Origin of the sequence: Hyalangium minutum (genome assembly GCF_000737315.1) — a bacterium.
GTDB lineage: Bacteria > Myxococcota > Myxococcia > Myxococcales > Myxococcaceae > Hyalangium > Hyalangium minutum.
Genome location: NZ_JMCB01000023.1, coordinates 113426 through 125926 on the forward strand (window position 1 = coordinate 113426; position 12501 = coordinate 125926).

10 protein-coding genes and 1 other RNA gene are annotated in these 12501 nt (G+C 67.5%); 9 read left to right on the plus strand and 2 right to left on the minus strand.

The window, feature by feature from the left end; genetic code table 11:
• Positions 1-27: 27 nt before the first annotated feature.
• From DB31_RS39045 to DB31_RS39060, 4 genes are all read left to right on the plus strand, one after another.
• Positions 28-1362: an AAA family ATPase gene (locus DB31_RS39045; protein WP_044197862.1), complete on the plus strand. Its 1335-nt coding sequence runs from the start codon at positions 28-30 to the stop codon at positions 1360-1362.
• Between the two features lie 122 nt (positions 1363-1484).
• Positions 1485-2318 (plus strand): Fic family protein, encoded by an 834-nt coding sequence (locus tag DB31_RS39050; RefSeq protein ID WP_044197865.1) that lies wholly within the window; start codon positions 1485-1487, stop codon positions 2316-2318.
• 151 nt (positions 2319-2469) lie between these two features.
• Positions 2470-3585, plus strand: coding sequence for a DHH family phosphoesterase (locus tag DB31_RS39055; RefSeq protein ID WP_044197867.1), 1116 nt, complete (start codon positions 2470-2472; stop codon positions 3583-3585).
• Positions 3582-4739, plus strand: coding sequence for a cysteine desulfurase family protein (locus tag DB31_RS39060; RefSeq protein WP_044197869.1), 1158 nt, complete (start codon positions 3582-3584; stop codon positions 4737-4739). The genes DB31_RS39055 and DB31_RS39060 overlap by 4 nt, the downstream gene beginning before the upstream one ends.
• 1 nt (position 4740) lies before the next feature.
• On the opposite strand, the gene DB31_RS39065 is transcribed toward DB31_RS39060, so the two are convergent.
• Entirely contained in the window at positions 4741-5676 is a 936-nt protein-coding gene (locus DB31_RS39065) for a serine/threonine-protein kinase (protein WP_044197871.1), read from the minus strand.
• Complete coding sequence (locus DB31_RS39070) at positions 5673-6581, minus strand: tetratricopeptide repeat protein (RefSeq protein ID WP_052420597.1); 909 nt, start codon at positions 6579-6581, stop codon at positions 5673-5675. Before DB31_RS39070 ends, DB31_RS39065 begins: the two co-directional genes overlap by 4 nt.
• A gap of 196 nt (positions 6582-6777) precedes the next feature.
• On the opposite strand from DB31_RS39070, the gene ssrS reads away from it, so the two are divergent.
• From ssrS to DB31_RS39090, 5 genes are all read left to right on the plus strand, one after another.
• Positions 6778-6972, plus strand: a non-coding RNA gene (gene ssrS / locus DB31_RS51795) — 6S RNA.
• A 19-nt stretch (positions 6973-6991) separates the two neighbouring features.
• Positions 6992-7615 carry a 5-formyltetrahydrofolate cyclo-ligase gene (locus tag DB31_RS39075; protein ID WP_044197872.1) on the plus strand — a complete coding sequence of 208 codons (624 nt, stop codon included), beginning with the start codon at positions 6992-6994 and terminating at the stop codon, positions 7613-7615.
• A gap of 114 nt (positions 7616-7729) precedes the next feature.
• Positions 7730-8992 carry a tyrosine--tRNA ligase gene (tyrS, locus tag DB31_RS39080; protein ID WP_044197874.1) on the plus strand — a complete coding sequence of 421 codons (1263 nt, stop codon included), beginning with the start codon at positions 7730-7732 and terminating at the stop codon, positions 8990-8992.
• Complete coding sequence (locus tag DB31_RS39085; RefSeq protein WP_044197876.1) at positions 8993-11269, plus strand: M28 family peptidase; 2277 nt, start codon at positions 8993-8995, stop codon at positions 11267-11269.
• Positions 11270-11357: 88 nt separating this feature from the next.
• Positions 11358-12395 (plus strand): hypothetical protein, encoded by a 1038-nt coding sequence (locus DB31_RS39090; RefSeq protein ID WP_157232385.1) that lies wholly within the window; start codon positions 11358-11360, stop codon positions 12393-12395.
• Positions 12396-12501 lie beyond the last annotated feature (106 nt).

The window sequence follows — 12501 nt, forward strand, 5'->3', positions numbered from 1 at the left end:
CTGGAACGGATGAGGTAAAACGACGCGATGCCTCAGCCCGGCTACCAGGACGACAACCCGTTCAATCTCGAGAATCCGGCCATCCTCGACATCGCTCCACCGGAGCCGAAGTCGCTGGAGGAGACCGGGCTCAAGATGGGCCTGCTGTCCGACATCGCCCTGAAGTTCCTGTACTACTCGGGCACCGGCACGGGCATGGCGATCGCCGACGAGCTGTGCCTGCCCTGGCCCGGCGTCATCGAGCGGGTCGTGGACTTCGTCGCCAACGAGAAGCTCGTGGACCTGCGCGGCGGCAAGGGCTTCGGCCGCGCCTCGGTGGAGTTCGTCCTCACCGAGAAGGGCCGCGAGTACGCGCGCGACGCGCTCACCCGGACCACCTACGTAGGCCCCGCCCCCGTGCCCCTCGAGCAGTACAACGCGCTCATCAGCCAGCAGACCGAGGAGAACCCCGTCGTCAGCCGGGACGATCTGCTGATGGGCCTGTCCCACCTCACCGTCACCGAGGATCTGCTCGACAAGCTGGGGCCCGCCGTCAACTCGAGCCGCTCGCTGTTCCTCTACGGCCCTCCGGGCAACGGGAAGACGAGCCTCGCCGAGGCCATCTCGCGCATGTTCGGCGGCGAGGCCTTCATCCCCTACTGCATCGAGATCGACAACCAGATCATCAAGGTCTTCGACAACCTGAACCACACCGCCGTCCCGCTGGAGCTGGGCCGCGACAACGCGGGGCGCCGGCAAACCTTCGAGATGGACAACCGGTGGCAGCTCTGCCGCAGGCCCGCCGTGGTGGTGGGCGGTGAGCTGACGCTGGAGACGCTGGATCTCATCTACTCGGAGACCGCCCGCTTCTACGAGGCCCCGTTCCAGGTGAAGGCCAACGGCGGCATGCTCCTGATCGACGACTTCGGCCGCCAGAAGGTCCACCCCACGGACCTGCTGAACCGGTGGATCGTCCCCCTGGAGAAGCGCATCGACTTCCTCACCCTCCACACCGGTAAAAAGTTCGAGATCCCTTTCGAACAGCTCCTGGTGTTCTCCACGAACCTGGATCCCAAGGAACTCGTGGACGAGGCGTTCCTGCGCCGCATCAAGTACAAGATCGAGGTGAAGAACCCGGACGAGCGCACCTTCCGGGAGATCTTCGAGCGTGTGTGCGAGGCGGCAGGCATCCCCTACGTGGATCAGGCCGTCACCTACCTCTTCGAGGCGTACTACAAGCCGCGGAGCATGCAGCTGCGCGCGTGCCACCCGAGAGACCTGGTGGCGCTCATCAAGGACGCCGCGCGCTACCGCCAACAGCCCCCCGCCCTGTCCAAGGAACTGCTCGACCAGGCATGCGAGGTCTTCCTCGTCGACCTGTGAAGCAGGGTTTTGTTGTCCCAACCGCACGGAATTTCTAGAATCCCGCCCCGGTTTCAATTGACGGCCGGACGCCAGATCCCCAGAGACGTGATGGGGAACGGGCACGAAGGAGCCGCAGGTCCGTGAAGGAACGCTACCAAGAGATCGACGAGAAGAACGAAGCGCTGCGCGACTACCTGGGCATCTTCAAGGAGAAGGCCCGGGAGTTCATCGACCGCTTCGAGATGTCGTGGATCTACCACGATGCGGCGCTTGAGGGCGTCGTGTACACGCAGCAGGAGCTGACCGCGGCGCTGTATCCGGGCCGCTTGGCGGCCGAAGCGTCCATGATGCCGGTGGTGCTGGAGGTCCGGAACCACAAGGCAGTCTGCGACTACATCCGAGAGGAAGCGGCCACCAGCAAGAAGACCGCGCAGATCACGCTGACGCAGATCAAGCGGATGCACGATCTCTTCATCGGCAACACGCCCGAGGCCCAGGCGGCCCGCGCGGCCACCGAGCGTCGCGAGCGCACCGAGAAGGAGCTGGCCAAGGAGCGCGATCGGGCAGGCTTCCGCAAGGACATGCCGCTGCACCGCACGTACTTCCACGACATCGCCCAGCCCGCGAAGATCCAGCCCGCGCTGGAGAAGCTGGTGGACTACACCGCGAGCGCCGAGTTCCGCGAGTTCCACCCGATCAAGCAGGCGGCGACGGTGCAGCACATGTTCCTGCAGATCTTCCCCTTCACCGAGCACAGCGGGAAGGTGGGCCGGATGTGCACGAACCTGATCCTGCTGCGCAACAACTACATGCCGGCGGTGATCCACTCGATCGATCGGCAGAAGTACTACGAGTCCTTCCGCGGCCCCGTGGCGGGCTTCCGCACGCTGCTGATGGACGCGATCGAGAACTCGCTGGACAACGGCGTCAAGTACTTCAGGGACTTGAACCGCCGGTACAAGGCCATCAACTAGCGTGGCCACGGCTACCCACCTCTCATGCAAGGGTGGGTAGGGGATCAATCGGGCGAGTGGCCTCCTTGTTCCCCATGAAGGCGCTCCGGTCCATTCGCATGATTGGACGAAGGAGACGCCTTTCGCCGGAGGCGGTAAAAGAAGAGCGACCATGCCAGGTACAACGTCCGTCCACCCCCGCCGAGCCCCACCTCCAGGGGAAGGTGCGGAACCTGCGTCACCCCGGCTCGCGGAGTTGCCTGCCCGGGGCAAGCTGGAACGGCTGATGCGCGTGGCGAAGGGCAAGAAGCGGGCACTCATCCTCACCCACGACAACCCGGACCCGGACTCCATGGCGGCCGCAGTGGCCCTCGCCCACATCCTGGAGAAGCGTGCGGGCATCGAGGCCCGGGTAGGTTACGGCGGCATTATCGGGCGCGCGGAGAACATCGCCTTCGTGAAGGTGCTGCACCTGCCTGTGTCGCACGTGTCGCAGCTGGATCTGGACTCGTTCGATCTGTTCGGCCTGGTGGACACGCAGCCGCCGGTGGGCAACCACTCGTTGCCGTCGCGGATCCGGGTGGACATCGTGGTGGATCACCACCCGCTGCGCGAGGAGAGCCTGCAGGCACCGTTCGCGGACGTGGGCGGAGACTTTGGTGCCACCTCGACGATGGTGGTGGAGTACATGCGCGCGGCGAAGCTGGAGCCCTCGGTGGAGGTGGCGACCGCGCTGTTCTACGGAATCAAAGCGGACACGCGGGATCTGGGCCGCGAGACGACCCAGACGGACGTGGACAGCTACCTGTGGCTCTTCCCGCGCTGCGACAAGCAGCTGCTGGGGCAGATCGAGCATCCGGTGCTGCCGGCCCGCTACTTCCAGCTGTACCACACGGCCTTCGAGCGGGCGAAGGTGTACAGCTCGGCCATCGTCACCGATCTGGAGGAGGTCTACTCCCCGGACATGGTGGCCGAGGTCGCCGAGCGGATGATGTTCCTCGAGGGCATGAAGTGGTCGCTGGCCTATGCGACGTACCGCAACCAGCTCTACGTCTCCCTGCGAGTGAAGGATCGGCGGATGAACGCGGGCCGGCTGATCCGGGAGATCTGCGAGGACTACGGCGGTTCCTCGGGCGGCCATGGGAGCATGGCGGGCGCACGGCTGCCGCTGTCTGGGCGCGCCAACCAGCGCAAGGCACTCAAGCGCGAGCTGGTGAACCGGTTCCTGGAGGCGTTTGGCGTCGCGGATGAGCGGCCGGTCTCGCTGCTCGCCGCGCAGGACGCGTGATCTACTGGGATCACAACGCGGCCGCTCCGCTGCGGCCGGAAGTGGCCCGGGCACTCGCGCGGGCCTTCACCGAGGGCGGCTTCGGCAATCCCTCGAGCGTGCACCAGGCGGGCCGTGAGGCTCGGGGCCGGTTGGACTCGGCGCGGGCCCGGGTGGCGCGGGTGCTCGGCTGCGAGCCCAAGGAGATCTGCTTCACGGGCTCCGGCTCCGAGGCGGATGCACTGGCGCTCAAGGGCGCCTTCCTCGCGCGGCCAGATGCGAACCGGCGCCGCATCGTGTCCTCGGCCATCGAACACCCGGCCGTGCTCGCTGCGCTGACGCAGCTGGAGAAGCAGGGCGCGGAGGTGGTGCGGCTGAAGCCAGGCACGGACGGCCGCGTGCGAGCGGAGGCAGTGCTGGAAGCGCTCACTCCAGCAACGGCGCTCTGCTCGCTGATGTGGGCCAACAACGAGACGGGCGTGGTGCAGCCGGTGGCTGAGGTGGCCCGTGCGTGCCGCCAGCGCGGAATCCTCTTCCACACGGATGCGGTGCAGGTGGCGGGGAAGCTGCCGCTGAGCCTGCGCGAGGTAGACGCGGATCTGCTTGCCCTGTCCGCGCACAAGTTCGGAGGCCCCGCTGGCGCGGGCGCATTGGTGGTGCGCAAGGGCGTAGACACACAAGCCCTCACCCCGGGTCACCAGGAGGCGGGACGCCGAGGCGGCACTCAGAACGTGCCCTACGCGGAGGCGCTCGCCCTGGCCCTGGAGTTGTCCCAGGAAGACCAGGAGGCCACCGCCGCGCGCGTGGGTGCACTGCGAGACACGTTCGAGCGCGAGGTTCTCACGAGCATCTCCGATGTCACCGTGAACGGCGCGGGCGCGCCGCGCGTGCCCAACACCAGCAACCTCTCCATCCATGGCGCGGATGGAGAGGCGCTCCTCATCGCGCTGGATCTGGAAGGCATCTGCGTCTCCTCAGGGGCGGCCTGTGCCTCCGGGACGCTGACGCCGTCGCACGTGCTCACCGCCATGGGCCTTACGCCTGCCCAGGCGCACGCCTCGCTCCGCTTCTCCCTGGGCCCTGGCGCCACCGAGGCCGAGGTGGAGCGCGTCGTGAAGGCCCTGCGCACGCACGTGCCGCGTGCACGAGCCCTCGCGGCTCAGGACCTCGCCTAGCTCAGTCGCTGGCGCCGAAGAGCCCGCGGACCACGGCGGCGATGGCCAGCGGAGTGCCCACGAGCTCGTCGTAGTGCGGCGTGAGCGCCTTGGCATAGGTCTCCGCCGTGGGAAACCGGTCCTCGATGCGCGCCGCGAACCCTCGGGAGACCAGCTCCTCTAGCAGCTCGGGGACCTCCGGGCGGAACACGTGGATGGGCCGGTACCGGCGGTGCCGGATGTTGAAGAACACCTCTTCCGGCGTGTTGCCCGTGAAGGGACGCTCCAACGTGAGCAGCTCGTAGAGCACCACGGTGGCAGCCCACAGATCCGCCTCGGGGGTGACGACGCCACGCAGCGACTCGGGAGACAGGTAGTAGGGCTTGCCCAGCACCTCGCCGCCGTCGCGCGAGCCATCCACGAACACGCGCGCCACGCCGAAGTCGCCCAGCTTGATCTCCCCCATCCGGGAGATAAACACGTTGGACGGGGACACATCGCAGTGGACGATGCCCAGCGGCGTGCCGTTCGCGTCCACCGCCGTGTGCGCGTACGCCAGCGCCTCCAGCAGCACCTTGCCCAGGTACACGGCGAAGTCGAGCGGCAGCGGAATCCCCCGCTGCTTGCACCGGCGGAGGATCTGCGCCAGGTCCCGCCCGTCCACCAGATCCATGACGATGTAGTAGGTGCCCTCGGCGACGCCCACGTCCAACACCTTCACGATGTTGGGGTGATCCAGCTGGGTGGACAGGTCCGCCTCGCGGATGAAGCTCTCCACCGAGGACGGATCCCCCGTGAGCGAGGGCAGCAGCCGCTTCACCGCCACGCTCCAGCCCTCGTAGCGGCCGGAGAGCACGCGGGCCCGGAACACCTCGGCCATGCCACCCTTGCCCAGCGGAGCCAGGAGCTCGTAGTTGCCGAAGACCCGGGTCGGGCGCGGCGTCACGGGCGTGCTCACGGGCTCGAGGTTCCGCTGGTCGCCGTTCCGCGCCCCTTCTTGTCGGCGGAACTCTTCACCAGCTCCTTGAACCGGGGCTCAGCGCCCAGCGCCTGGTTCAGATCCTTGTCATTCTTCGCCGCGGTCTCGAGATCGTACCCCGCCTCCACCGCGCGCCCCAGGTACTCCAGCGCCCTGGCCTTGTCGCGCTTCTGGGCATAGGCACAGCCCAGCATGTAGTAGAGGTTCGGATCGCCGCCGCGGAGGGCGGATTTGGCCCGCTCCAGGTTCTTGATGGCCAGCGCCACCTGCCCCTGCATGAGCTGGCTGGCGCCCAGCCCCATGTACGCGGGCCAGTTCGTGTCCCCGGAGTCGATCTCCAGGCTGGCCTTGAACTGCTTCACGGCCTCGCCGTACTGCTTCTTCTCGAAGAACTCCTGGCCCTTGACGCTTGCCTGCTTGGCCAGATCCATGCGCGAGTTGCGCTTGGAGACCAGCTCCGCCGCGGAGCCCGCCGGCGCGCCACTGGTAGGCGTCTCCTCGGGACTGGCCCGGGTGGCCAACACCAGATTGAAGCGCCCCGAGCGAGGCAGCCCGTCCGACTGGCACCCGGGGCTCAGCTTCACGTACCCCACCACCGAGTTGTCCGCGGCGTTATAGAAGCCCAGCAGCGAGTAGCTCTGCTCGGCGGGACACAGGTCCCCCTTCAGGCAGACCCGGAGACGCGCCACCAGCACCGAGCCCTCGAAGTCCCCTTCCAACACCTGGCTCTGGGGAGCAAAGCCGCAGCCGCCACCGCCCACGTAGGTGCCGACAACGTGAGCGCCCTCCGTCTTCAGCTCCAGCTGGCCGTACGTGTCGGCCCGGAAGGTGCCTAAGAGCGAGGGACCTGCCGCAGCAAGCCCTGGCACCAGGAAAAGGGCCAACGCGAGGCCTGTTATAAGAGGGGCGGGCGCCATGGGAGACAGGGCCGGCGCATCATAGGAGGCAGGGGCCCGCGTTGTAAACGCGTGCGAGACACCTTGACCTGGCCGGTGGGCGTCCTTATCATTTCATCCGGATATTCCGCAGTTTCTTCAATAACTTCGAGGATTTAGAGACCGGAAACGGTTGTTCAAGGGCTGTCCCCTGCGGGGCGCGTGATGCCCAGCAGAAATTCGAACCGATACGTCCATCACGGGGTCCGTTTCGGGTTCCATGCGCAAGCCCTCCCCCTCGCGGGGCAGAGGGAAGCCTACGGAGCCATGACTTTGGTCCCCACCTGGCTTTTATAGGGTTCAATGGACGCTAGGCACACGGCCATACGGCGGGGGACTTTTTCTGTGGAGTGGCGGCGGTGAGCGAGACGGTGGCGACAGACGAGGCGGCGCGAAAGCAGGGCCTGCGCGAGGAGTTAACGGCGCGGCGCAAGGCAATGACGCCAGACCTTATCGACGGGCGTGGGTTGAAGGTGCAGTCTCGGTTCCTGGCTTCGCCCTACTATCAAAAGGCACGGACGGTGGCGCTGTACGCCCCCATCCGGGGCGAAGTGCCCACACGGGACATTCTCATCGCGGCGCTGCAAGACGAGAAGATCGTCTGCTACCCGCTGTCCCATGTGCACGGGCGGATCCTCTCGTTCCGGGCGATCAAGTCCGAGGCCGAGCTGGAGCCGGGGCGGTTGGGGGTGCGCGAGCCCTCCAACTCCTCGGATCTGATTCCGGTGGACCAGATCGACTTGTTCGTGGTGCCAGGCCTGGGCTTCACCCGGGACGGCAAGCGGCTGGGGCGCGGCGGTGGCTATTACGACGCCACGCTCCGGGCGGCCTCGGCGCGCAGCCGGCGTGTGGGCCTGGCCTTCAGTGACCAGATCGTCCAGATGATGCCGACCAACGGCGACGATGTGGACATGGACCTGGTGGTCACCGAGATCGAGTCCTACCGGGGCCTGTTCCGCGACTGGGACTTCCTGGACACCTGAGCCAGCTTCCCTGAAGGCCCGGTGGAGATTGCCACCGGGCCTTTCACTTTCAGGTGAACAGCGCCTCAGAAGCGCCTCGCGGCGCGTGTGGATTCGGGTAAGTTGGCGCGCGCCATGACCCAGGATCTGTTGCGCAAGGCGACGCCCGAGGAGCAGTTCGAGGAAGTGACTCGCGGCACCGTGGACCTCCAGGTGGCCGAGGAGCTCAAGAAGAAGCTCGAGCGCTCTTATAAGGAGGGCAAGCCGCTCGTCATCAAGGCGGGCTTCGATCCCACCCGGCCGGACCTGCACCTGGGGCACTCGCTGCTGCTCACGCGCATGCGGCGCTTCCAGGACTTCGGGCACACGGTGGTGTTCCTGATTGGTGACTTCACGGCGCTGATCGGCGATCCGTCTGGGAAGAACACGACGCGGCCTCCCCTCTCCCGTGAGGAGGTGCAGGTCAACGCGGAGACGTACAAGCAGCAAGTGTTCAAGGTGCTGGACGCCGGGCGGACGCAGGTGCGCTTCAACTCCGAGTGGCTGGATGGACTGGGCACCGAGGGGATGATCCGGCTGGCGTCGAGCTACTCGGTGCAGCGCATGCTGGAGCGCGACGACTTCAAGAAGCGCTTCCGGGACAACCGCACCATCGCCATCCACGAGTTCCTGTACCCGCTGCTGCAGGGCTACGACTCGGTGGCCCTGAAGTCGGATGTGGAGCTGGGAGCGACCGACCAGCTCTTCAACCTGCTCGTCGGCCGGCAGCTCATGAAGGACAAGGCGATGGAGCCGCAGGTGATCATGACGGGCCCCATCCTGGAGGGCCTCGACGCCAGGGCGGTGGATGGGAAGATCGTCGGCGACAAGATGTCCAAGAGCCTGGACAACTACGTGGGCATCAACGAGTCCGCGGATCAGATCTTCGGCAAGCTGATGAGCATCACGGACGATCTGATGTGGCGCTACTACGAGCTGCTCTCGTCCAGGACGCTGAAAGAGGTGCAGGCCCTGCGCGAGTCGGTGCAGTCCGGGCAGACGCACCCGAAGGCGGCCAAGGTGGCGTTCGCGCAGGAGCTCGCCTCGCGCTTCCAGGGCGAGGAGGCCGGAAAGAAGGCGGCGGCGGACTTCGAGGCGCGCTTCGCCAACAAGCAGCTGGACACGGAGAGCTTGGCGCTCACCACGGTGCCGCTGGCCGGAGCGCCGAAGGCGCTGGTGACCAAGGTGCTGCCGGAGACGAAGCTGGTGGCCTCGTCCACCGAGGCGCGCAAGCTGATGGCCCAGGGCGGAGTCCGGGTGAACGGTGAGAAGGTGACCGATCCGAAGGCGGAGCTGGGGCCTGGCGAGTACCTCGTGCAGGTGGGCAAGCTGAAGGCGGCGAAGCTGAAGTTGGAGTAGATGCGGCGGGCCTGGCTCGGCATCGCCACGGTGGTGGCGGCAGTGGTGGCCGTGGCCCTGCTCGTGGCCCGGCCCCCTCCCCCACGCGCCTCGAATGCGCCTCCCGAGGCGTTCTCCGAGGAGCGGGCCTGGCCGGTGTTCCTCCACCTGACGCGGACGCTCGGCTCTCGAGCCACGGGCACGGCTCAGTGGCGGCCAGCGGCCGCGTACCTCTTGGAGAAGCTGCGCGAACTGCCCGGCGTCGAGGTGGAGCTCCAAGAGGGCCCCGGCGTGGTGCAGCGCGGGTGGATCGTGGAGTCCGTGCAGTACTCGGCTCGGAATGTGCTCGCGCGCATCCCCGGGCGCAGTCAGGAGGCCATTCTCCTCACGGCCCACTACGACTCGGCACTGGAGGGCGCGGGGGCGGGCGATGACGGCCTGGCTGCGGCGGCACTCGTGGAGGTTGCGCGCGCGTTGACGGCGGGCCCGCGGCTCGAGCGCACGGTGATCCTGAACCTGAGCGGGGCCGAGGAGCTGTGGGTCGCGGGCGCGCCCCGCTTCTTGGAGCACCCGTGGAGCAAGGATGTCACGGCCTTCGTGAACCTCGACTCCATGGGGACGCGAGGGCGGCTCCTGCTCTTCCGGGTGACCGAAGGTGATTTGGGACTGCTGGAAGCGTACGCGCGGGCGGCTCCGCATCCGCACGGCTCCGCGTTCGCGCAGGATCTGTTCAAGACAGGCGTCATCCCCAGCGGCACCGAGTTCGCCATCTACGCCGAGCAAGGAAAGCTGCACGGCTTGGACCTGGCCCTGTACGAGGACGGCTACGCGTACCACACGGCGCTGGATACGCCGGAGCGGGTGGAGCGCGGGACGATGCAGGACATCGGAGAGACCGCCCTGGCCGTGACGCGCGAGCTGGCGAGCGCCCTGCCCAACGAGCGTTCCGCGATCGGCAGCTACTACGACTTCCTGGGGCTCACGTTCTTCACCCACACGCCTCAGGGAATGGTGGGGCTCATGGCGCTCGCCCTGCTCGCCGCTGCGGGAGCCATGGGCACGGTGCTGCGCCGGGAGCTTCGTGGAGTCCGGTGGATGCTCGCAGGCCTTCTGTCCTCTGTGCTGGGTGTGGTGGCGAGCCTGCTCGCTGCGGCGCTGGGTGCTGGGCTCCTGGTGTTGCTGGGCCGAACGTTTGGGTGGTTCGCCACGCCCTGGCTCGCAGTGGTGGGGTTTGGAGGTCTGGCACTCGCGGGCTTCCTGGCGGTGCAGCACCTGTGGGTGAGATGGGCGATGAGGCGCGGAGTCACGCTGCGCGAGGTCATGCTCGGCACCTGGGCGGGGGCACTCGGGGTGTGGGGACTGCTGGGAGCGGTGGCGGTGACGCAAGGAGCGGGCATCTCCTACTTGCCGCTCTGGTGGCTACTGCCGGGAGCGCTCGGGCTCGCGGTGGCGGCTCTGGCTCCTCGCTACACCTGGGCGGGCTGGCTCATCGCCTTCGTCCCGGGAGCCCTGCTCACCGTGCGGCTGGGCGCAATGCTGTTGGCCGTGTTCATCCCCATGGCGGTGCGCCTGTCCGCCGGCATCCCCTTGGACTTCGTGATTGCGCTGCTGGCGGCGCTTCCCGTGGCGCTCTGCGCGCTGGTGGCTGTGCCTCGGGCGTTGGAGGCTGGGGCGCCCGGCCGCGTGAGCGCCATGGCTGGCGGTGTGGCCCTGCTCGCGGTGGTGGCCATGGCCATCGTCCCGCCCTTCAGTGCCGCTCGGCCTCAGCGGCTTCGGGTGGAGCAGCGGGACGAGGCGGGGCGCAGCACGCTCTTGTTCAGGGGAGGTGGAGGCCAGGACCTGCAGGAGGCGATGAAGGGGTTGGCAGGAGCGCGGCGTGCCGAAGCGGGACAGTGGCGGCTCGACCTCGGTGAGGCGCAGTCTCTGGAGCAGGACGCGGAGATCACTCCGCAGGCCGCTCCGTCTGGTGCGGGCTTAAGGAAGGTCACGCTCCGGCTCCAAGCCCGAGGCGCCCAGGAACTCAAGCTGAAGATCCCTCGTGAATCTCTGGTGGAGTGGTCCCTGGGCCCGCTGCCCGAGCTGCGCGCTGGAGACACCTTCTACCGCGCGGGCCACGTCGAGCCTCCACCGGAGGGCTGGGAGGTCACCCTCACGCTGCGAGGCGAAGCCCCTGTGCCGGTGGAGTTCACGCAGGTGTTCAACACACCCTCCCCTGAGGCCCAGACGGTGCTCGACCGACTGCCAGAGTGGGTGTCCTCGCATGCCCGGCGATACCGCTCCCGCATGCTCTCGCTCTGATGAATAAGCCCGCCTGGAGGAAGTCCAAGCCAGCGAGGCCCCGCCTCCATGGGGGCTGAGGATCTCTCAAGGTATGCTCCCGGCACCCATGTCGCGTCTCCTTGCTCTGCTGTCGACGCTGTTCCTCCCCCTGGTTGCGCTCGCGGGTTCTGGGGCTTTCGTCTCCTCCACCCGCGTGGAGGCCGTGGATCAGCCCGAGTCCAAGAAGGTCGTCTTCACCGTCGAGCCCGACACCTCGTATCCCCTACTCAAGAAGGGCGGGCCTGACCGCAAGTGGTGCAAGCTCCAGGGCCCCAAGGGCGAAGGCTGGGTGCTCTGCGACGGCGCCGAAGAGACAGCGGTCCAGGCAGCTCCGAGCGCCACGGAGCTCGTGAAGGCGGACAAGCCTCAGAAGGCCGAAGTCATGCCCGCGGTGGCGAAGATGGCCTCGGGGTGCGCGACGAAGTGCAGCACCCCTCCCCTCTTCTCGAAGGCGCCGGAGCTGTCGGCGGTGGACCGGGAGATCCTCGCGCTCTGCCCCGCCCGGCCGGATGTATCGGTGAGCGCTGGGGATGTGCAGCGCTTCTTCTCCAACCATTATGATGATGCGCGCATCCAGCGGGCGCTCGCGGCGGCGGGACGCTCTCGGACAGGAGCGAGCGCGAAGCAGGCCAACATCGAGTGGCTCACCAGTCTCTGGGCGAGCACCGGGCCTCGCAATGCGTTCACCCACGTCTTCTGCGGCGACGACTGGCTGAAGGGTCCCATCGGTGGACTGCACTACCAGGCTCGCTATGCGCAGCTCGAGGCCGAGGGGAAGCTCTGCTACGACGGCCCGACTCGCGGCAACAAGGCGATCCAGGGCGACCAGTACCTCATCTCCTTCCACGGCGTGGCGCCTTGGTCCTGCGGGGAGAAGAAGGTCGGCGGGTTCTCGCGCTCGCAGGATGCGGTGAGCATCGCGGCCATCGGGACGCGGGCCTTCGTGCGCTGCTGCGCCCGGGACGGAGCGAAGAAGGAGGGCGGCGTCTACTCCGCGCCGGATCTCGGCGGCACCTCGTGGCAGATCTTCTGCGGTACCCGGAACGGCACCTACGGCATCGCCACGCTCTACCCCACCACCGATCGCCCCACCTGCTCCGAGTAGCTCCCAGGCTCCGCAGCCCAGGAGCCCCGCTCCCGGCACACCCGCTGTAGCGCAAAGAACAATTCCTCCGCCTCCCCCGTGCACCGCCTGACGCGTGCCGCGCCTG